The organism is Paenarthrobacter sp. CC6 (assembly GCF_040560085.1).
Taxonomy (GTDB): domain Bacteria; phylum Actinomycetota; class Actinomycetes; order Actinomycetales; family Micrococcaceae; genus Arthrobacter; species Arthrobacter nicotinovorans.
In genome coordinates this window covers 1-20,209 of the sequence record NZ_JARDAN010000012.1, presented here as the reverse complement: position 1 = coordinate 20,209, position 20,209 = coordinate 1, and the positions used below count along the sequence as shown (strand labels likewise).

Here is a 20,209-nt window from a genome sequence, read left to right as displayed (position 1 = left end):
GCTAGACCTCCACCGAAGTAATCTGCACAGAGGAAGCAGCCGCAGGAGCGGCCGGAGCCGGCGGGGCAGGGTTGCTGGCAGAACCGGCAATCGCGAGGATGGCACCGAGGATGACACTTGCCCCGGCTGCCATGCCGAAGGCGACACCGGTCTTCTTGGCCCCTGCTGCGCCTTCTTCAATGTCGTCGGAGTGGCCGCGGTTGCGGGCGACGCCCCACTTCATGAGGTTCCACAGGAAAGCGCCGGCGAGGAGGACCAGCACGAGAGCCCAGAGCGCGCCCAGGACAAGCTGGACGGCTCCTTCGAATTTCACGCCGAGGACGCTGATGCTGGGAGTGACGCCGTCCAGCGGGTTGTCGATCATGGGCACGGCGGACCGAATAATGATTTCGTTGCTGATGGTGCTGAACATGTTTCTTCTGCTCCTAGAGGTCGGTGGTTTTGGTGGAGGTGGCGCGGTCAATGGCCAGGAGGCCTTCGGCGATTTCCGCTGAGGCACGTTCGAAGGCCCGGCGGGCCGGGTCACCAACGAGCTGCCAGTCGATGATCGAGCCGGTATCCAGCGCCCCGTCGTAGGGGATGTCGATCAGGACCCGTACCGCGGAGGCAAGGTTCTCGCGAAGCTCCGCCTGCTCGGCTGCGGAGACTTTCGCCCCGCCGCCCTGGGTGACCAGCATGACGGCGTTGGTCACCAGGTCCTTGTAGTGTGGGTTGCCGGTGCGCTCGGACATGGATTCGAGCTGTTCGATCATCCGCAGGGCGGAGACGACAGCGTTGCGCTTGAGCGTCGTGGGGATCACGAGCTGGTCGGTGACCTCGATCGAGGCGAGCCAGTTCGCTGAGCGGGTGTTGTTCCCGGTGTCCACGATGATGGTGTCGTAGAAACGGCTGACCACCGTGTGGATGCGGTTGAACTCATCGGCACCAATGGATTTCATCCGGTCCGCGTCCTCGTCCGCGACCAGGACGGAGAACTGGTTGTTGCCCTGATGGCGGGTGTAGTAGGACAGCTCGCCCTTGCGGGCGGTGACGGTCTCGAAGGACTCCAGGACGTTCAACAGATCCCAGACCGTCCGGGTGGAGTCGTTCGCGTTGGTCCGGACGCCGGCGGTGCCCATCATTTCGTTGTTGTCCCACACCAGCGTCTGCTGGCCGGAGTGGATCCCGAACGTGGAACCAAGCCCGACGCTGCACATCGTTTTACCCACCCCGCCCAGGGGCTGGGCGACCATGATCTGCATCGGGCGGGAGTACACGCGCTGGATCGCGGACAGATCCGCCCGACGTGCCAGCTCGGCCGTGCCAACCTTGGGGCTGATCAGACCGAAGCTGACTGCCCGCAGGAATGCCTGCCAACCGGTGGCCGGCGGCAGTTGGTCGTTCACGTTCTCCTTGCGCAGGACAGCCGCGCTGCGGCGGCCACTGACCAACGGCGCTTCGCGGTGATCCACCACCGTCTCCGCCTTCGGTTCGGCTGCGGCCGGTTCGGCATCCGGTACGGCGTGGATGATCATGGCCGGATCCGTTGCGATGGCTTCGGCTTCGGCTTCGGTATCGGTCAGGCTGATGGGTGCGCGGCTCTTCCGTTCGCTCCCTTGCCAGTTCGTGCTCATCGGATGGTTCCTCTCGCTCGTTTCAGGTTCTGTCTTTGGGTTCATGAGGTCGGGTCTTGGGGGGATATAGCTGTTACCAACCAAGGCTGCTGCTGTCCGGACCGGTGCAGGAGCATCGTCCAGCGGCCCGCACCCGTGGAGAACGTTGCGGTGACCGTCATCGGGTTGCCGGCGTCGCGGCTGATGGCCGGTCCGTCCGTGACTTTGCGGATGGGCACCCTGGCCGGGTCAATGTACTTGGCATCCTCGGCGTATTCCGGTGCGAGATGCGGGGCGAGGTCAGAGAACCAGGTTGTTTCCGGAACATCGGGCCGGGCGAACAGGCCCATGACCTTGGCCGCGGTGTCCTTGACTGCTTTCTCTGAGGCGGCGTCCCACGTCACCTCGGGGACGCCGTAGTGCTCATCGGCGCCGTGGTCGTGGCCGTCGTCGGCATTGTGGCTCTCCTGGCCGGGCTGTCCGGTGTTCACCGTGGGGGTCGAATCGGCTGCCGGTTCGGTGCCCGCGTTTCCGGCGCAGGCACTCAGCGAGAGCGCGGCGGCAAGTGCGGCTGTGAGTGCGAGGTGCTTGCGCATCAGAGAATGCCTTTCTCTTTCATGATCGGGGTGGGGTCGATGGTGGGATTGATCGGGACCATGGGGTTGGGCAGGGCGCCGGCGAAGAACTCCATGTGGAGGTGGCGGCCGGTGACGTTGCCCGTTGCGCCTTCGGTGCCCAACGGTGTTCCGGCGGCCACGGTGTCGCCTTCCTTGACCTTCACCGAGCCTGCTTCCATGTGGTACATGCCGATGGTGAGCTTTCCATCCACTGTCTGGCCGGTAACGCCGGTGCCGAACAGGCCATCAAGATTGCGGACCTTGACGATCTTCATATCCGTCAGGGCCACGATCGTTCCCGGTCCTCCGGGATGAACGAAGTCGATGCCGTAATGGAAGTTCGCCAGCACTCCCCCGGCGGTGCCGGGAGGTGCAGGACGGGGTCCGTAGCCGCTGCTGTTGGTCGCCCCTTCCATGGGAGCGACCCACTTACCGGCCAAGTCCCCCACAACCTGGTTGCCCTCAGCCGGGCAGACGCCGGACGGGTCCACCGCAGCGCCGGACTCCCCACCCAAGGCTTTGAAGACCTCTGTGGCCTGGGCGCGGAACTTCGTGTAGTGGTTCGGGTCCGCGTTCCGCTGCGTCCGGTGGATCGCGATAGTCGGTTCGAGGGCTTCCCAGCCCTCCACCTGCTGAAGGGCCTTGAAGAAGTTCGTCGCCGAAATGGTAGGGTCCATCCGGTCTGCGTACGATCCCCACGCGCCATTGGCGCGCTGCTGGAACAGCCCACGTGAATCAGGCCCGGCCCCGTCGCCGTAGTCAATGACACGCAGCATGGACTCACCAATCGCGGCCTGAATCCCGATCAGCTGCGCAGCGACCGGCAACTTCAGGGCCTTCGCCGCATTCATGATCGCCTGGGCGTTCTTCATCTGTCCGGCATCAAACCCGGCCACTCCCCCGGCCTGGGCAGGGCCGGCGGCTACGCTGGCGGGTGCAGCACAAGATGAGGCCGCCTGCGCCGGATCACTGTCATCCAAGACAACAGTGACGAGCCCAACAGTCAGCAGCGCAACAATCGAAGCGCCGGTAATGACTTTACGGGCTGTCATCGCTTCATCACCGAACCGTGCCTGCGGCAGTTAGGCCCTGACGGATCCGACGGACGTTGTGTGCCGAACGGCAGCTGTTCTTCAAAACCTGTCCCCTCCCCCATGGGCTTCTCGGTGCTTTCGTGGACCCCAACATCAAGTCCATCGCTTGGAACGCGCCGAGCAGAAAGGCTGGAACAAGGCTGACGGCTAGGCCAATCTGTGGCTGACTCATTGATACGAAGCCACCTTTGACGACGGATCTCCATCAGCCAAAGATCAACTCTATTATTTACCAATAGAGTTAATCCAACGATCAGGCGGCAGTTTGGTGCATAGTCCGGCAAGATGGACCCATGCCGCGACTCATCCGCCCCAATCTGCCCTCCAATGTTGAGGCTGCAATAAGTTTCATGGGCAGTCGGGCGCAGGCGGACGTTCTGCGTCAGTTGGCCATACTGGGTCCCGCCACAATCGGGCAATTGCAACATGTGTTGGAGATCAGTCGACCTAGCCTGAACCGACACTTGGAAGCCCTTGCTGCTGCAGGATTGATCAGGACCGATCCGCCGCGAGGCATGCGTCAAGGTCGAGATGTCACTTACGAGCTGCAGCCCGTCAGAATTCGAGAACTGTCGCGAGCCTATGTGGATTACATTGAAGGTCATTAACGACGGCTTGCGGGCGGCGATCCTTGTGGACATGGCTCAACCCTAACACCACTGAAACATGTTTCGAACATGAATCAGTTTGGGTCGGTCTCGTTTCTTTCGAACTCTTCTACGTCGTCCAGTAGAGCGTTGATTGCGTCTAGCGTCTTGATATCAATATCACCGAGAGTTCGGGCAGCTATGTTCTTTAGCTTGTTTCGCCGCATCGTCTTAAGGAGTTGCAGCTCTTTCTCGATGCGTTCCGGAAGGTCACCAGTGTCCGCTGTGAGGTAGACAGGGTCAATTTCAAAGAAATTGGCTAGTGCAACCAGTGCCTCCACCGGGACCACGTCGGGCGATTCCCCACTTCTAATGCGCCACCAGCGGGTCCTGGACAGCTCGTATCCGTACTGCCGGACGCCCATCTGTATGTCGGCGAACTCATAGGATTTGCCACCCTCCGCCACTACGACGTCCAACAACAAATTTACCTTGCGTGCAAGGGTCTCCGCCCGTTCGAGCCGATCTCGGGCAGTATCACCGCCAGCCATTATTCAACCCCATCTAAATGTCACCAGCCGTTGTCTCGGCTTTGCTCACAGTTGTGCTTGGCTGGAACAACCTTCCGTACCAGCGACGAACTGCCAAATCCCAGCCTACCGGGTCCGAATTCCATTCCTGAGTGTGGCCGGCGCACTCAAACTCAACGAGTTCCACCTGCTGCGGATGGGTTTCAGCAAATCTGGCTGAGGTCTCGAAGGGTACCGACCAATCCTTCCTATTATGAATAATCAGGATAGGTGTCTTGAGCGGATGGCCCAGCCTTGAGGCGTCTGATTTCCTGATCTTCAGAGGCGTGCTGATCCCGGCCAGCCTGCTTAGCTCTTTAGAGCCCAGCAGCGATACGACTTGGGACCCCAAAAAAGGAGGCCAACCCTGGTGGCTTGCGTTAGCTCGGAGAACTTCCTCCCAGCTAAGTGCGGGTGAGACCATCACAATGCCTTTGATCATGCTTGCGAGTCTGGAACGCTGAAGGGTGTTCAAGGCAATGGTGGCACCGAGTGACCACCCGAACACGATGCATTTGGTCCCTCCTCGATCGGAAACGAACTGCAGCGCATCTTCCAAGTCGCGCCATTCCGACTCTCCGAGGTGGGATCGGCGGTCGGCTGATGCCGGAGCGTCACCATCGTTGCGATACGAAACGATTAGGGAGTTCAAGCCCATTGCCGTTGCACTGGCAACGCCACGCAAGGGCTGGCGGCGGTCACTCCCCTGGCCATGAACATGGATCGCCCAGACATCACTTCCATTGTCCACAACCCATGCTGGGGCCGGCCCTACCGACGTTTGCACCTGGATTTCACTGAATGGGGGTTCGGGAGTCGCAGCCACGATGCCACTCCACCTGCATCGTGAATCTGTTGTTAGCGAGACTGGCCTGCGGATGAGGCTGCGCCTGACAGTATTGTCCGCCTTCGCAATAACGGGTCCGACAGCAGCCGGTTCATCCTCTCCGAAGATCTCGAGGCCAAAAATGCCCGGTAAGTCCGTCCTACTCGTGGCTCGGAGCTCAATCTCCTTCTCAGTTACCCCTAGAGGAACGATGCCGTATCGTTTCCGGGACGCGGAAGACAGTGCCTGCCTAGCGGCGACGGCCGCAACAGCTGCTGCTCCACAAGTGGTAACTGCAACGAGTAATGCGGTGACGCTAGCTACCTTGAGCGCCACGGCCGGGTCTCCAAATGGCCTGTGGCGTGGGCCAGTTTAGACAGCCCCTCATCACCGATGCGTTCGCGAGCCCTCGGATCTCTAACGAGAGAATCCTGAATCTCGACAATCATGCGATGCAACTCTCGGCGAGGTCTGTTATCTGTGTAAGTCACTACTCGTGTATCCAGAGTTATGCCTGAGTTTCCAACGACAGCTTGGCTCTGAAGCGGGGCTGGCTGCTCTGTGGATCGCGCGCGCAAGGAAGTAGACGCCAACCAACAACAAGAGATTAGCTCCCAAGTCGACATAGTTCCGTCCAGCTAAAAGTCCATCCACGAACGTATATGCGGCGTTGATGTTCAGGACCAATGAAATACAGATGAGCACCGCTGCCCAGAGAATACTTGTGTCCTTTCCTGGGCGTCGAGTTGCCAGGACGATCAAAGCCAAGGTGGCCATCAGCACTGCCGCAAGGATTTCCACTAGCCGAATACCTCCTCAAATGCACCCGGCTCACCGGGGATCTCTCTGATGGCCTCGGCCATCAGATCTGCAAGGTACTCGGCTGTTGCTTCCTCGACGCTTCCGAACTCCGTTCGCATGAGCGCTCTCCGTACCAGATCTGCGGGAAGATTCTGCAGGCCGTCATGAAGTAGGGCCCCAGCCCCTGGACGTGCGTCGTGCCCAAGGATCATATGCGCTAGCTCGTGGAGTACGAACTGCTGCCGCTGGAGTTCCCAAGGCGTAGGTGGGTGAAATACCCACTCCTGTCGCTTTCCAGGCAACCAAAGGCCACAAATGGAAGTGCCTATGAGGCGGTCTGTTGAACGGATTCGGATTCGGCGGCCACGGATTTCTTCGACGGCACCCACGAGCAGTTCGAGGGTGATCCTGGTCGGTAACTTCAGCGCAGCGAAAGCTTCGGACGCGTCCCGGAACGCTCGCTCTGATGTGGTTATCGAAAGAGTAGGCAGACCTTGCGCCACCACTAATCTCCCCTTGCTAGCTATTGGGTTCGGCTAGGCTATGCTGAAACATGTTTCAGACATGTTCAGACGGTGGATTCTTATCCAGAGCCTAGCCAAGCGACTCGGCCCCACCATACCAAGTCGGCCTCGTTGAACGCCTGTCACAAGTAGGAAAGGATGGCATAGCGTGGATGCGATTGACAGCTGCCCTACTCGTGCGAGCACGATCGTTTTGAGCCTCACCGGCGGCACAGCCCTACCTCGTCCAAACTTGCCGGCAATCGAGCCCTTGGGCGAGAACAGGCGGTCCAGGCGTCGAGCAGACTCAATGATGGGGTCGACCCTGTGCTTCACGAGCGATGGGAGGCGACACGCGGGACCGTTTTCTGTAAACAAATCCCCTAATCAGACTCTGCGCGGTGCTAGGTTCGACTCAGTCGATAGCTGTAAACAAAACTCCGATCGACCGCACGTGGCATCAACAATGAACCAGCTACAACCTCTGGTTGTGCGAGATTCAAAGGACCTGACAATGAGCGCAGTAATCAATCGTGGAGGCGGGCGGCCCAGCAAGGGCCTCCGCAAATACATTGGCTTCCGCACGCCAGCCAAGACCGCGGAGGACGTTCACATGATCGCCGCCGCAAAAGGCATGACTGTCACCGACTATGTTGCCTCTGCAGTCGACCGGTCCTTGCGCGAAGATTTGGCCTTGCTCGATCCGTTCACTCAGCAGGATGAACTCCCGATCCGTATGGCCTCATAGATACAAGGAAGGCCCGCCATGGGCGGGCCTTCGAAGCTGAAGATTCACGATCCGGATAGCTTGCCGGCAGACAGATCGTAAATCGTATGGAAGTCCTTAACAGGCCTTCATTTGTGTTGCAGAACCGATCTGGCAGGATCGGCCATTTCTCATTCCCTGAACAGGAACAAAATCATCGTACAACAGCACGCTCTCGTGCTGCCAGCAGCCAGCGCTGTTGGCGTGTCTCGCGAGCTATCTCAGACCTCCGATGCTGCCCAGGCATGGGCCTCACTGGCGCCTCTTCTCGCAGGTCAACCCCGTGTTCGCCTGTCTCGTGACGGTGGTAAGACTTATCCCCAAAAGCACGAACGCGCGTTGACTGAGACGCTACCCACTTTTCCTGCGGCGGTCCGGATCTTCGGGAAGGACGGTAGCTGCTCGGCTATCTTCCTTGACTTCGACTCCTCTGTTGCGGGTATCGACTGGGTGGAAGCGGACGTGAAGTCACTCCAATCGTGGCTGCACAGTTGTGGGGCCCGGTGGATTGAAGATCACTCCCCCAATGGTGGCCGGCACGTTTACATACCTCTAGAGACAAGGGTTTCTTTCTCCGAGGCGCGCGACGTTGTCGAGGCTCTCGGCACTCGATACCGGACACTGGATAAGTCTCCACACCAAAACCTTCTCCACGGTTGCATGCGCACACCAGGATCACCCCACAAGCGTGGTGGCCACCAAAAACTCGCCATGAGTCTCAGCATGGCGTACGACGTTGCACGACGCCCTAACACGGTTCGGGTTTGGGACTCCATGCGCCAGGAATTGAGCGATGAAATCGCCAGTGCTCGGGCGCTGCGGCTGGAACAGCCGCTTTCCCCGGAGGACGGAAATCTGGAAGTACCGCAGATGATCGGACGGATGTCCAGGCCAATGCAGCAGATGGCACTGTCGGGCCTGTACGACGCTAATCGGTACGCCTCGGACTCGGAAGCCCGTCAGGCTGTCCTGACCGCGGCGGCCGCCGCCGGAATGAAACTTGTCGAGGTACAACGACGGGTCCTCCAGGGTGTCTGGCCCGGGCTTGCATCGTTCTACACCCGCTACGCCTCCCATCATCGGCTCCCGTCTCTGAAACGGGACTGGAACAACGCGATCGACTACCTACGAAAAAACCAAGGCTCAAGGACAAGGAATAACAATGCTCGTAAATCCCCCACAAGCCAGCCAAATACACAGCCCCTACTAGGAACAACCTCAAACCCAGATCCGAGCAGCGAGCACCGCTACCTGCGATCCTGGAGAAACGCCCTGGCCCTGAGGGAGCCTGCATACGCCAGCTCCCGGACTGGGCTGGCACGTCGGATGGTTCTAAGAGCGTTGGGCGCGGCTGCCCATATGACAGCATCCCGATTTGTTGAGTTCGGTGACCGGTCAATTGCCGTGGCGACAGGGCTGGATCACACAACCGTTGGCTCTCACTTGCGGGCTTTGCGGGCTGAGAATGACCCGCTGGTGACGTTGGTAGAACGTGGCCGGGGAACCAAAGGTGACCTCTATATGTTGACGATCCCCGAAGGACTCCGCGCAGCGGCCGAGGATCTAACTTGGCGAAAGGGAAAGATTCACTCGCTCAGGCCGGTGTTCAGGGAGCTGGGTTTGCCGGCAGCGTTTGTCTACGAAGCCCTGGAGAGCACGCCAGGGCTCACAACGACGGAATTGGTCACTAAGACAAAAATGTCCAGAACCGCCGTGAGCGAAAGCCTTGAGGTGCTGGCAGCTTGGAACATGATCTCCAGGAACGGTGCCCGATCCTGGAGGATTGTTGCTGCGACTTCTCTCCAAGAGCTGGCAGAGTGCTTCGGTGTCCTAGAAGCAGTAGCAGCTCAACTCCAGAAGTACCGCATTGAACGGATAGTGTGGCGGGAGTGGCTGACAAGAAACGTGAACACAGTAGCGGAGCTCCTCTCCCCCACGGACGATTACCCGTGGGAAGCCTATGAGGGGCCACCAGATGAATGGTCGCTCGCTGACATGGCGTTCACCCGGACGAGGTGATCCATGCATAGGTCTAGCATCTGCGTCCGTGATCGAATTCGTCGGCAGCAATGGGGTCCTCTGGTATAGGCATGTGAGTATGCGGGTTGTTTCAAGAAAGATCGCTCGCTCTCCAGCGACGGCTATTCTGGCTGGTTCCAACGCTGATGAGCCGCTTGGCGTGTCATTCCTGTCTCTGCACCTATGGCGGTCCAAGTCAGTCCCGAGCCACGTGCTGCGCTAACTGCCTCGTTTAGACGCAGAGCGGCCCGCTCGTAACTGCGTGCAGCCATCTGCAGGACCCAAGCTTTCACGTGCCTTTGCCATTCGTTCAGGATCGTCTCTTCGACTGCTACGGGAGGTGTAGCTGGGGATCCTATTAGTGCTTTTGCTCGGTACCTGGCCATGTCGGTTTTTCCCGGGCCTTGGACGCGCTGCCACTGTTTACCAGTCCAACCACACTCGCAGCTACCTTGCCAGCCAGTCGCCTCACTTTCCGGCACGAGTTCATAGCCAGGCAGCCGCGGGTCTCGTTTCCTTCTGCCGGTGATTCCTTCGACGCGGATCACCTCGTTATTTTCGTGTTGCGAACCCAGCCGGCCATCGTTCAGAAGGATCCCAAGTCGTCCGCGGTGGAATCCGTCTCCAAGATCCCATTCCATGAAGTGTCCTATCTGTCAGGTCATCTTGACGTTTCTCCACTTTACGTGATGCTGCTCGACTGGCTCCCCTGGTTGAGCAGAGGAGCCTTGAGGCATTCCTTGACGATGACGGAAGAAGAAGTTAAATAATTATGTCATGACAGAAATATTGATTGATTACCGTTATTGGTTCCATATCTGTTTCGACCCCTTCCCCACGAAAGTGTTGGTGGGGGGGCTACGCCTTCTCAACTCTCAGGAGCCCTGCGCGCTCTCCCGGAGCCCCGGATCTCTCATAGGACGCGAGTCTAGCACCGACAAATAAATAATTATGTCATGACAGAAAGAATGATAGATGGTTTGAAAGATAGATACCAATAATGATTGAAAGATGTCCAGACATATTGATGGATGGCCAGATTGGCTGATAGATTGATGGCGAGATTGAAGGACTGATGTATCGATGGGCGTATCCCCGTCGGCACCTAACTAAATCCGGAGGATATCGATGAGAGTCACGGCCATAGGCAATCGCAAAGGTGGTGTGGGCAAGACTTCAGTAACGCTTGGCCTGGCTACCGGTTTGCGCCTAATAGGTAAGCGAGTGTTGATAATCGACCTCGACCCACAAGCCAATGTAACGGAAGCGCTTGAAGGGGCCGGAGAGTTCGACGTCTTCGATGTGTTGTATGGGGGAGAAGCGGGAACCCTTGGCCAAGCCATCACTCAGACGACATGGCCGGGGATCGACCTGATCCCGAGTTCTGAGTCTCTTGCGCGACTTGAGTCGGAAGCCCTACTAACACCCGAAATGCGACTCAAGACCGCAGCGTGGGGCGCAGATGAGCTTGAGCAATACGACCACATCCTCATCGATCTTCCGCCGGCACTGGGACGACTGACACTGAACGGATTGATTTGGGCCGATCGGGTACTTGCGGTTACTGAACCAGCGGCCTTTTCAGTAAAGGGCGTAACAGAGTTCCTTGACACAGTGAAGAAGGTTAGATCGCTTCCGCACCTAAACCCTCAGCTGGAATTTTTGGGCATCATCATCAATAAGACGAGCTCACCTCTTACATCCGAACACTCCTTCCAAATCGGAGAGCTGGAGAGCACGTACGGGCCCGAAGTAAGAGAGCCTCATCTTCCGCTGAGGACAGCAATGCAGGACTCTGTCAGCACACGCTCGCCGCTTACCAAACTCTCCGGCAGGGGAGCCGCAATCATGACTGAAAAATTCGTTGCGCATGCGCGATACCTGGATGAGGTGAACTAGCAATGGCTTTGGAACGCAAGTCGTCAATACGCAAAGCACCAGCTGCCGATGTAGTGGATGCTTTGACTTCCGCGGAAAATCGAATGGAGGCCCCGAAACAAGAGGACGCTCCTCAGTTCGCCACGGTTCACACGGATTCTGCGCCACCCGCCGACCTTGAACCCCAGCGTCCTGGGCCGGGAAGGCCGAGAGGAAAGCGCCGGATGGAACCCTTCTCATCCAAGATTGAGATAAGCCTTCGCGACGAGTTGGATGCGTACGCGATGAAGTACGGAATCACTATTACGGATCTTCTGGACGAGGCCTTACGGGAGAGACTCAGGCGCTGATAAATCTATCTGGACATAATTATTCTTTCGCGATCTGAAGTGAAGCTCGCGCCTTCAAACCTGGAGACTGATTTCTGCGGCAGATTGTGCCGGGAATCACCGCTTGCGTGAGCTTCGATGCAGAAGACGCGCCATGGGGAGAGGTTCACGGTAGGCCGCAAGAAGCGGATTGATGGCCAGACGACGCCAGGGGCACAGGACTTGCCTCTGATCCACGATGCAGCGGACGGGGCCGTGCGACACAGATGACTCTAGATGCCCCACCCGGCGGTCAGATCCTCAACAACCGTCATGATGCTAAGGAAGCCCTTCGCGCACAGGCTGCACGGCAGGGGATACCCGTTGCCTTATGTGCTGGGCAGCGTGTCTCTGAATCCTAATACTTCATGAGACAGCGCTCCTCAGCGCTGCCTCATGAAGCCGCGGCCGTCAAAAACTCTTAGAGAGGTGGATTTCGCGCGCAGGAGGAGTCTCGTTTAGTTGCCCCGCCGTGAAGTGTCTCAGCAAACGCGGGGGAGGGGCTTCCGAGCCGGAGCGTGGTCGGTTTCCTGAGGTGCTCCTAAGAGGATCACTCCCCGTAGGGCCAACCATCAGGCGGCCAAAAGGCCAGCACCAAACAGGCGGCCAAAAGGCCAGCACCAAACAGGCTTGGATGGTCCAAGCGCCCGGTCTATGTCTCAGACCGCGAGAGATTGGTCTGGGTGCGAGTTCTCAGCCAATAATCCAATCCTCGGCGCGAATGAGATCGATGAATTTCCCATGCCCTATTTGGCGCTGGGAGCAAACATATGGGATTTTCGGCTTAGCGGGACCCCCGTTGGTTTCCCCTGAGATCACAATCCCGGATTCCACCTCAGCGACGGCGATGACGAACGGATCGGCCCCGTTCTTACCCCCCTGGGTCGACCACTGCGGGAAATCAGCTCCTATTTGACCTGCAACAGCAGCAACTGCCGCCGTGGTCAAATACATACTTTGTTCTCTGCCCATGCCTTCTTCCTCGCACCATTCACGAACAGGAGCATCCACAGCGATTGCCTCTGCCCATGCCTCCTCGGAGATGTGCAGCCGGCCCTCCGCGATCAGAGCGTCGATACGCTCCCACAACTGTGGAAAATGCCGGCGAGGGTAGAAACGCTCGATACCATCAATTAGGGCGCTGGTGTCGAGTGAATAGGTCAGTGCGGTCACGCGAGAACCTCCGCTGAAGCGACTCGTTCAATGAGCTTTGGGATCTTGTCGTACGAGACGTCGAGTAGACGTGCAGTGTCCCTGGAACTCAGTGCGCCTTCGTTATGTGCACGAATCATCGACGCAATGAAGGGGCGGCCGAGGTCGCGAACTTTGAGTTGGTAGTAGATTGGTGCATCTTTCCCAACTCGAGCGTCCTTCTCGTCCTGCTTGTGCCTGTCGTACGCCGATCGGAATTCACCGCGGAGCAGGGAATAATCATCCCAAGTCGCCAGTCCAAGGTGGATCATCCTGATGAGGCCGGCTTCAGCACTTGAGCCGAATCTGTCTGATAGAACTCGAAGGTCGTTGTAGGAGGTTGGATCGATCGCGAGCGTTTTGGCTACCGAACGAAAGGAACGGCTGGGCATAAGGGCTGCGGCGGCAACTTGGTCGCAGAATCGTTCCTCAGCCACCGACGACTGACGACTGAGATCGCACAGTCCGCTATGGCGTAGACCGAGGTGAGCAAGCTCGTGCAAAAGCGTGAAGACCTTTCCTCGGGGCCAATCAGCGCCGTTGATAGCAATTACCGGCGCTAGTTCGGCAGCGATCGAGAATCCTCGCATCTCGCTGATCGGAACGCGCTGGACCTGGATGACTAGGTATCCACGATCTTCGACGCGGCGCACAAGCTCTCGCAGTAGCTCTTCAGGTTGCGACCATATGCGCGGCGGCAGATCTACGAACCCGAGATCTTCACGCAGTTGCTGTCCTGCGTGCTCAGCATCCATACGGTTAATATCGATAATGCTGAGAGATGGAATTGCTACATCCCCCAACTCGTCCTGGATGTCCTGAAGGGCTTCCTGCTGGTTCTTTGCGCGGAGAATTGCTCGCCTGAGCGGAGCCGATTCCTCTCCTTCTGCTTCCGGCCTGCGAAAATCAGGCAAGTCGAAAACAGCCTCTTCCTTGAGCGGAGCTGGAAGGAACAGTGCAGCTAGCGGACGGCTGTACGCCTCGGCGGCATGGCGGAGCTGGTTGATAGTCGGTTCAACCTCGCCGCTCTCCCATTGCCCAACACGTGGCTCAGATACCCCTATGCGTCGAGCGGCCTCAGCACTGGATAAGCGCGCGGACTGCCGGGCCCAGATAAGGACATCGGGAGATACGGCGAACCGACGCGGCTTCAAAGCTGTACCTCCTTTTCCCATATCTGGATCCTACCGGGCTGCCCATGACGTTCTGCATCCTCGCCGCGCCCGTAAGACAGTCCGTCACCGTGCCAGCGAACTCCTCATCCAGGATCCCTGCTGGGGCGGCCATGACATGTAGGTAGGAGCAACACGATGAAATGCACGATTACCGGGGAGCCCTGCAACATGTCCCGGCTCCCTGGGTATCTCATCAATGGATCCTTTGATAAGAACCGAGGACCTGGCTGTGGACGGCGATTCCAACTCGCGGATTTCCGACACCTCATCTGTCCAAACAAAGTGTCTCACTAAGGTATTCTCAGAATCATCAATATTGGTCCTTTGATAAGACGGAGAAGTGATGGCCCGCCTCGGATACGCCCGCGTCAGTCTGGCTGACCAAAACACCGATCTGCAGATCCGCGAACTAGAAGCGGCTGGGTGCGAGCGAATCTATAAAGACCAGGGGATCAGCGGGACCAGGGTCAGCCGTCCAGAGTTGGACCGGATGCTGGACCGTCTCGGTCCGGGGGACGAAGTCGTGGTGTGGAAGCTGGACCGATTGGGACGCAACACCCGCCACCTGCTCGAGCTCTTGGATGACTTCAAGGTGCGCGGCATAAAGTTTCGTTCCCTAAGGGATGGCATCGCCACTGACCCGGCCAGCGAGGTCGGGGGAGCGATGGCCCAGGCAATGGTAACCATCATCTCCGCGTTCGCCCAGCTCGAACGAGACCAGCTTTCCGAGCGCACCAAGGCCGGCATGGCGGCGGCAGCTGCAAACGGACGCAAAGCAGGCCGCCGGGAAATCACGACAGACCACGAGAAGGTCAAGAGGGCTTACGAGCTGAAAGCTCGCGGATTGAAGCCGGCGGACATCGGAAAGATCATCGGAGCCAGCCGGGCCACCGTCTACCGATATCTCGGCATGGACTCCTGAGACAGGGGGGTGACCTGTCCCAGAAGTTGTCTTTGTGACTGCTGCCCACGGCAGATGATTTGGAACAACATCTGGGACGGAAATGTTACTTGGTGGCTAGAGGCCAAGACAGAAGGGTGTTGAGTGGGTGGTGCTCGTCGCTCTTGACCCGACTGATCGGGCCATAGGGGCGGCTTGCTCGTTAAACTGTAGTGGCGCCGTCCGATCAGGACGGCGCCACGTACCCTTCCTTCGAGGGTGTCGTGCTTGGAGTTGATGTTGTGCTTGCTTGCTAGGACGTGGAGCCAGATGCGCTGGGGCTCGGCGTTGTGGTGCTTCCGCCGGCGTCGTCAGCGTCTCCGTCGTTGACGCCCGGGCTGTGGCCGCCCTTGCCGCCAGGACCACCTGCTTCGGTGCTGGTCACGGTGAAGTTGGCGTCGAGCAGCACCGTGGCAGACGTGCCGTCGGCCTTGGTGATATGCGCCTCGTACGTCGCCCCATCTGCGTCGGTTTCCATCCTTTCGATTGTGGCACCGGGCTGGGCTGCCTTGACTGCGGCTTCTACCTTGGTCGCGGTATCACCGGTGAGGATTTCTTCTGTTTTGCCGTTGGCTTGATGCGGGCCTCGGGCTGCCTGGGTGGTCGTTCCGGTGCCGGCCGACGGCGTTGCCGAACTGGATGAGCTCGACCCGTCCGCGGCCATCGCGGGCAGCGAGGCGACTCCTACGGCCCCTCCGGCGACCACGGCGGCGAGCATGATGCCGGCAGTGGCTTTGTTGATCTTGGCCATGCTTGATACCTCCTGAGTTAACCCAGAATGCCGCAGTTTGCGGTACCCGGGCTGGCCTTGGGGGCCATAAACCCAGTCTTGGGCCCCTCGGTGTGCGGGGTCTTTGGTCAAGCTGTGTCTGTCCTGTGCCTCCCAGCGCCAAGGCACAGCTTGGTTCATGTGCAGCAGGTATGTGATGTCTAAAGCGACCAGCGATCTTCTGAGCCACTTTGAGGCCAAAGACATTGAGGGGGAGTCCGCCAGGGCCGAGCTCGAATGCGGCCCCCACTCAGAAATGTCGATCGTGGCCGAACGGCTGGATGATGGCACCCTTGTTGGGCGCTTGCTGGTCGCCCGGTGGGGGTTTTGATTCCTTGCTGGGCGAAGGGCGCCAAGATCGGCTCCAAGCCTCTCCGCATTAACTGATACCTGACCGGCTGAGTCGTGTCCCATCCTTGACAGTTCCACAACCAAGGAAGTGGGACACCGCAACCCTTGCGGGGTGATAGTTAGAATTTTTAGCTTGAAGTGCCGTCCGAACCTTCAATGCTTCCGGTAGTAACTGGCGGTCCAATGGCACAGGACCAATACCCAACCCCACCCGAGCGAGTCATGAAGCACAACACCTCGGAATCCAAGTCGCCGACACAGGAATACCCCCACTGAGCCGAGGCAAGGTGTGCCGGTGCTTTCGCACAACCCGAGAATTTGCGGAGGCCCAACTCGAACGACGGCTTCGCCGAATCCTCGACTCGACACCATAGGCAGAAACGGGGCGTTTCATGACCCGGCCTCACCCGCCGGGTGGGCGGGTTCTTGGCGCCGCCGGCGGCCAGTGCGTTGGAGCATGCGGTCGATCAGGACGCCGGTCCGGGACATGAGCATTTGGGGCTTGCCACCTGTGGCGCGCAGTGCCAAGGTCTAACTAGGACTCCTCCGTGCCCCACGCAACAGTACTCGGCCAAAGGATGGCGCTATGAATCAATGGTTTCTGCCACCGGGCGGGGTCTTGAGCAATTACATTGCTCCTGGGGAGACCGTTCGCCACTCTTTCTGGTGGGAAGATCGCGCGTTTGGACCTGCCATCCTGGCTGTCGCCATGCCGCCTTCAATCGTGGTAACGGCGGGCGGAGTGACGACGCTCAGTAATGGATTCAGCCAGAGTCGCGATAGGCTCACATACTTCGCTGATCTGCGGGCAGAAAACTCGTACGGCAGCGGATATCGTCTCCTCATTACAGCACTGCGCTAGGGGGTCCACCGTGAAATGTACCGTCATCAGCGACGGGCGCGGCAAGATCATCGCCATTGGCCCGGCGCCGGGCTTGGTGGAGCCCTCGGACGGGGCAGGCCCAGCGCTCTGGCATGAACTCCAGCCCCTTGAAGGCCAAACCAGTCAGATTCTGGACGTGCCGGATGAATTGCTCAGCGACCCAGAGCAACTCGCAAAACTGCACCAAACCCACCGGCTTAGCGGCGGCAGTGTGGAAGCTATTGCCGACTGACCAAACAGTGGGCTCCGACCCACTTGATCCGCACGGGCGACACAACTAGGGGCCTGGCAACCTTAACTGGTCGTGAGGAAGGGCTTTGCGATGTCTCCAATCGGTGCTTCGGGTGACGAAATCGTAGCGTCGTATCCATGAATATATATTGGTATCCAAAAAAATTGATATTGCTTTATAGTTCTTGATATGGAAAGTGCCTTGAATCCGTACTCGCCCGGTTCTGGTCGGCGACCGTTCGAGCTGGTCGGTCGGCAGATCGAAATCGATGCCTTTGACCTGTTGCTGGCCAAGACCCGGCAACGACGGCCGGATCGGGGGATCGTCCTGCACGGGTTGCGCGGTGTCGGCAAAACGGTCCTGTTAAACGAGTTCCGGCGTCAGGCCGAACGCGCAGAATTCATGGTTGTCTTCCTCGAAGGCAGAGACGCCGATGGAGGGCCGGAAGCTGTGCGGGCAAAGCTGGCACGCAACCTGCTCCAGGCAGGACGGAAGCTGAACCGCCGCGGCGCTGGTGCGCGGCTTCTGAAAGCACTCGGCAGCATCGCGTCCTTCTCGGCCAAGCTCGGTGTGACCGGGATTGACATCGGTGTGAACCTCAATCATGGCCGCGCCGACTCCGGATCGATTGAAGTGGACCTGGAAGAACTCATTGAGGACCTTTGCCTGGCACTGGCGGAGAAACGCTCGGGCCTGATCTTCATCATCGATGAAATGCAGGATCTGGACGACGGACTCATTACGGCGCTCCTCAGCGCTCAGCACATGGCCGGTCAAAGGGAATGGCCTTTCTACATCGCGGGTGCGGGCCTGCCCAATCTGCCGTCGGTCCTGAGCGAAGCCCGCTCCTACGCCGAGCGGATTTTCAATTACCGCAGCATCGGGGCCTTGACGAGGGCGGCGGCCGAGGCGGCACTGGTCGTCCCGGCCGGACGGTTCGGAGCAACATTCACTCCGGAAGCCAAAGATCTCCTCCTGGACGCTTCAGGCGCATATCCCTACTTCCTGCAGGAATACGGATATGCCGCCTGGGAAACTGCGCCGGAGAAGACTGTGACCCTTACCGACGCCAAAATCGCGGTGCAAATCGGTCGTGCACAACTGGACCAAGGATTCTTTCCCTCACGCTGGAAACGCGCCTCGAAGGCCGAGAAGGACTTCCTGCGCCTGATGGCCCTCGATGGCGACGAAGGCTCCAGCACTGCCGAACTTGCTGAAAGGGCGCAGAAGAAGCAAAGCTCCATGACGATGACCCGCGCATCCTTGATCGAGAAGGGGATCATCTTTGCACCAGCTGTTGGTGTTGTCGCGTTCACCGTGCCGGGCATGGCTGACTACGTCAAGCGCCTCCACGAATAGCCAGCGGAACCCGTACGGGCCACCGCCAAGCTGCGGGGGAGAGGGGCCTGTGACGGCCGGCGTAGTTCCTGCACGGGCGGTCTGAGCCGGCCCGGGCGGAAGAGCTTGGTCAGGTAGGCGCTGGCACCGGCTACCAGACCGTCGAGTTCGTCGCCGGTTTCCGCGAACGTGGTGATCATCAGGATAGGTTCCGTGGACAAGGGCCGGATGCCCTGCGCCGCGTGTGCCGGGTTGACGCTGATGTCGAACGCGTGGCCGTCCGGCAATGTTCTTTACGAGACAGTATGTCTTGAATGCCGCAGCATGTCTAAGTAGTGACAAGGCGTAGGATCGGGGCATGCCGAAGCTGTGGACCGACACCATCGAGGAGCACCGCGGGGCCGTTCGTTCAGCTATTCTCGATGCTGTCGCCGGGCTGGTATCAGGCCATGGCCTATCCTCGGTCACCATGTCGCGGATCGCCCAGAACGCGGGGATTGGACGGGCGACGCTGTACAAGTATTTTCCCGATGTGGAGGCAGTTCTGGACGCTTGGCACGAGCGCCACCTCAATGCCCATCTGGAACAGCTCGTGCACATCCAGGAAAACATGCCGGGGGACACCTGGCATAGGCTGGAAGAGGTCCTGCGAACGTACACGAGGATCGCCCACTCCGGAAACGGCGCAGAACAAGCAGCACGGCTGCACTCTCTGCCCCACGTCGGAGATGCCGAGCGGCACCTGAACGCATTCCTGGCGTCTCTGCTGGCCGAGGGCGCAGAGGAAGGTGCCATCCGCAACGACACTGCCCCCGAGGTCTTGGCCGTTTACTGCCTCCACGCCTTGGGCGCCTCGGCAGGGCTGGCTCCGGACGCCGCGCTGCGGCTCGTCGAAATCACTATGGCGGGGCTACGGCCCCAACCATGGCACCCCGGTACCTGAGGACTGGACAGGGGAGGTCGGGCTGTCCTGGTGTTGGCGCTTATGTGAGAGTGGACAGAAGCGCGTCACAGGCATCTTCGCAGCGGCGGCAGGCCTCCGCGCAGATCCTGCAGTGTTCGTGCATGTGCGCGTGCTGTTCGCACTCACGGGCGCAAACTCCGCACGCGGTCCTGCAGGCCTCAAGCACCGCTACGAGAATGTTTTTGTTGGTGCCGGTTTGACGGCTGAGGACGGCTCCTGTCGCGGCGCAAATGTCGGCACAGTCGAGATCCGTGCGGATACATGTAGCGAGTTCGGCAACCATATCCTCGCCAAGACACGCGTCGGCGCAGGAGGCGCATACCTGGGCGCATTCAGAGCACGCAGCGATGCATTCGGCCAGCTTCTCTTTATCCACCACGGCCGCTGGTTTTGGGTGGGCAACAATCATTGCGCTGATGTGGTCGGTCACAGTCTGCTCCTGACATTGATTACGAAGCGGCCGCCCCGCCCCGCCGTCAAACCCACCGTAGACCTCTGACGGGCCGGCCGAAAAGACCCCAGGACTCTGATAGTCGCAGTCCACTGCGGAGGAACGGAAGCGGGACCGACGGGTGGTGCACGTATTAGCGGGGATGAGGAAATCGGCGTTGTCAGGCTGGTGCTGGGATGGTGACGATGACGTCGACGAGGTAGCTGGCGGTGGAGCGTGAGCCGGGGAAGTCGCCGCTGTAGGTGTAGGCGCCGGCGTCCGGGCCGGTGCGCAGCGGACCGACGCTGAGCCCCGA

General features: G+C 59.3%; 21 protein-coding genes and 1 pseudogene. 10 read left to right on the top strand and 12 right to left on the bottom strand.

Going from position 1 to position 20,209, the window contains the following annotated elements:
- Nucleotide 1: 1 nt before the first annotated feature.
- The 4 genes from PV760_RS13925 to PV760_RS13910 are packed head-to-tail and all read right to left on the bottom strand — an operon-like array spanning nucleotide 2 to nucleotide 3,261.
- The gene (locus tag PV760_RS13925) at nucleotides 2-412 is read right to left on the bottom strand and encodes a hypothetical protein (RefSeq protein ID WP_354628060.1); all 411 of its coding nucleotides are present in this window, start codon (nucleotides 410-412) and stop codon (nucleotides 2-4) included.
- A gap of 13 nt (nucleotides 413-425) precedes the next feature.
- Nucleotides 426-1,613 (bottom strand): MinD/ParA family ATP-binding protein, encoded by a 1,188-nt coding sequence (locus tag PV760_RS13920; protein ID WP_354628059.1) that lies wholly within the window; start codon nucleotides 1,611-1,613, stop codon nucleotides 426-428.
- Nucleotides 1,614-1,654: 41 nt separating this feature from the next.
- Nucleotides 1,655-2,188, bottom strand: a complete 534-nt coding sequence (locus PV760_RS13915) for a hypothetical protein (RefSeq protein WP_354628058.1) — start codon at nucleotides 2,186-2,188, stop codon at nucleotides 1,655-1,657.
- Complete coding sequence (locus tag PV760_RS13910; RefSeq protein ID WP_354628057.1) at nucleotides 2,188-3,261, bottom strand: M23 family metallopeptidase; 1,074 nt, start codon at nucleotides 3,259-3,261, stop codon at nucleotides 2,188-2,190. Before PV760_RS13910 ends, PV760_RS13915 begins: the two co-directional genes overlap by 1 nt.
- Nucleotides 3,262-3,596: 335 nt before the next feature.
- Here PV760_RS13910 and PV760_RS13905 point away from each other — a divergent pair, with 335 nt between their 5' ends.
- The gene (locus PV760_RS13905; RefSeq protein WP_354628056.1) at nucleotides 3,597-3,911 is read left to right on the top strand and encodes an ArsR/SmtB family transcription factor; all 315 of its coding nucleotides are present in this window, start codon (nucleotides 3,597-3,599) and stop codon (nucleotides 3,909-3,911) included.
- Between the two features lie 74 nt (nucleotides 3,912-3,985).
- Here the strand turns inward: PV760_RS13905 and PV760_RS13900 are convergent, their stop codons facing one another.
- The 3 genes and pseudogenes from PV760_RS13900 to PV760_RS21490 form a co-directional block, all read right to left on the bottom strand.
- Nucleotides 3,986-4,441: a hypothetical protein gene (locus PV760_RS13900; protein ID WP_354628055.1), complete on the bottom strand. Its 456-nt coding sequence runs from the start codon at nucleotides 4,439-4,441 to the stop codon at nucleotides 3,986-3,988.
- A 13-nt stretch (nucleotides 4,442-4,454) separates the two neighbouring features.
- Nucleotides 4,455-5,285, bottom strand: coding sequence for an alpha/beta hydrolase family protein (locus PV760_RS13895; protein ID WP_354628054.1), 831 nt, complete (start codon nucleotides 5,283-5,285; stop codon nucleotides 4,455-4,457).
- An 18-nt stretch (nucleotides 5,286-5,303) separates the two neighbouring features.
- Nucleotides 5,304-5,621 (bottom strand): annotated as a pseudogene (locus PV760_RS21490) (DUF8805 domain-containing protein); the annotation flags it as partial.
- 1,482 nt (nucleotides 5,622-7,103) lie between these two features.
- Here PV760_RS21490 and PV760_RS13890 point away from each other — a divergent pair.
- From PV760_RS13890 to PV760_RS13875, 4 genes are all read left to right on the top strand, one after another.
- The gene (locus PV760_RS13890; protein WP_354628053.1) at nucleotides 7,104-7,337 is read left to right on the top strand and encodes a hypothetical protein; all 234 of its coding nucleotides are present in this window, start codon (nucleotides 7,104-7,106) and stop codon (nucleotides 7,335-7,337) included.
- Nucleotides 7,338-7,508: 171 nt separating this feature from the next.
- Complete coding sequence (locus PV760_RS13885) at nucleotides 7,509-9,374, top strand: MarR family transcriptional regulator (RefSeq protein WP_493005261.1); 1,866 nt, start codon at nucleotides 7,509-7,511, stop codon at nucleotides 9,372-9,374.
- 1,128 nt (nucleotides 9,375-10,502) lie between these two features.
- Complete coding sequence (locus PV760_RS13880; protein WP_017197898.1) at nucleotides 10,503-11,273, top strand: ParA family protein; 771 nt, start codon at nucleotides 10,503-10,505, stop codon at nucleotides 11,271-11,273.
- Nucleotides 11,274-11,476: 203 nt separating this feature from the next.
- On the top strand, nucleotides 11,477-11,602 hold the full coding sequence (locus PV760_RS13875) for a hypothetical protein (RefSeq protein ID WP_279586750.1): 126 nt from the start codon (nucleotides 11,477-11,479) through the stop codon (nucleotides 11,600-11,602).
- Between the two features lie 711 nt (nucleotides 11,603-12,313).
- Here the strand turns inward: PV760_RS13875 and PV760_RS13870 are convergent.
- Both PV760_RS13870 and PV760_RS13865 read right to left on the bottom strand, forming a co-directional pair.
- Nucleotides 12,314-12,793 carry a DUF4411 family protein gene (locus PV760_RS13870; protein WP_354628052.1) on the bottom strand — a complete coding sequence of 160 codons (480 nt, stop codon included), beginning with the start codon at nucleotides 12,791-12,793 and terminating at the stop codon, nucleotides 12,314-12,316.
- Nucleotides 12,790-13,986, bottom strand: a complete 1,197-nt coding sequence (locus PV760_RS13865) for an ImmA/IrrE family metallo-endopeptidase (protein WP_354628051.1) — start codon at nucleotides 13,984-13,986, stop codon at nucleotides 12,790-12,792. The genes PV760_RS13870 and PV760_RS13865 overlap by 4 nt, the downstream gene beginning before the upstream one ends.
- A 343-nt stretch (nucleotides 13,987-14,329) precedes the next feature.
- On the opposite strand from PV760_RS13865, the gene PV760_RS13860 reads away from it, so the two are divergent.
- Complete coding sequence (locus PV760_RS13860) at nucleotides 14,330-14,908, top strand: recombinase family protein (protein ID WP_354628050.1); 579 nt, start codon at nucleotides 14,330-14,332, stop codon at nucleotides 14,906-14,908.
- 271 nt (nucleotides 14,909-15,179) lie between these two features.
- Here the strand turns inward: PV760_RS13860 and PV760_RS13855 are convergent, their stop codons facing one another.
- Nucleotides 15,180-15,677 (bottom strand): hypothetical protein, encoded by a 498-nt coding sequence (locus tag PV760_RS13855; protein ID WP_354628049.1) that lies wholly within the window; start codon nucleotides 15,675-15,677, stop codon nucleotides 15,180-15,182.
- 175 nt (nucleotides 15,678-15,852) lie between these two features.
- Between PV760_RS13855 and PV760_RS13850 the strand changes: the two genes are divergently transcribed.
- The 3 genes from PV760_RS13850 to PV760_RS13840 all read left to right on the top strand — a co-directional run bounded on the left by PV760_RS13850 (nucleotide 15,853) and on the right by PV760_RS13840 (nucleotide 18,520).
- Nucleotides 15,853-16,026 carry a hypothetical protein gene (locus PV760_RS13850; protein WP_354628048.1) on the top strand — a complete coding sequence of 58 codons (174 nt, stop codon included), beginning with the start codon at nucleotides 15,853-15,855 and terminating at the stop codon, nucleotides 16,024-16,026.
- Nucleotides 16,027-16,918: 892 nt separating this feature from the next.
- Nucleotides 16,919-17,161 (top strand): hypothetical protein, encoded by a 243-nt coding sequence (locus PV760_RS13845; protein WP_354628047.1) that lies wholly within the window; start codon nucleotides 16,919-16,921, stop codon nucleotides 17,159-17,161.
- Between the two features lie 189 nt (nucleotides 17,162-17,350).
- Nucleotides 17,351-18,520, top strand: coding sequence for an ATP-binding protein (locus PV760_RS13840; protein ID WP_354628046.1), 1,170 nt, complete (start codon nucleotides 17,351-17,353; stop codon nucleotides 18,518-18,520).
- Here the strand turns inward: PV760_RS13840 and PV760_RS13835 are convergent.
- Nucleotides 18,496-18,786: a response regulator transcription factor gene (locus tag PV760_RS13835; protein WP_354628045.1), complete on the bottom strand. Its 291-nt coding sequence runs from the start codon at nucleotides 18,784-18,786 to the stop codon at nucleotides 18,496-18,498. The genes PV760_RS13840 and PV760_RS13835 overlap by 25 nt on opposite strands.
- Nucleotides 18,787-18,857: 71 nt before the next feature.
- Between PV760_RS13835 and PV760_RS13830 the strand changes: the two genes are divergently transcribed.
- Nucleotides 18,858-19,442 (top strand): TetR/AcrR family transcriptional regulator, encoded by a 585-nt coding sequence (locus PV760_RS13830; RefSeq protein WP_354628044.1) that lies wholly within the window; start codon nucleotides 18,858-18,860, stop codon nucleotides 19,440-19,442.
- A 40-nt stretch (nucleotides 19,443-19,482) separates the two neighbouring features.
- Here PV760_RS13830 and PV760_RS13825 read toward each other — a convergent pair whose 3' ends face one another.
- Nucleotides 19,483-19,872: a four-helix bundle copper-binding protein gene (locus PV760_RS13825; RefSeq protein ID WP_354628070.1), complete on the bottom strand. Its 390-nt coding sequence runs from the start codon at nucleotides 19,870-19,872 to the stop codon at nucleotides 19,483-19,485.
- Between the last annotated feature and the right edge of the window lie 337 nt (nucleotides 19,873-20,209).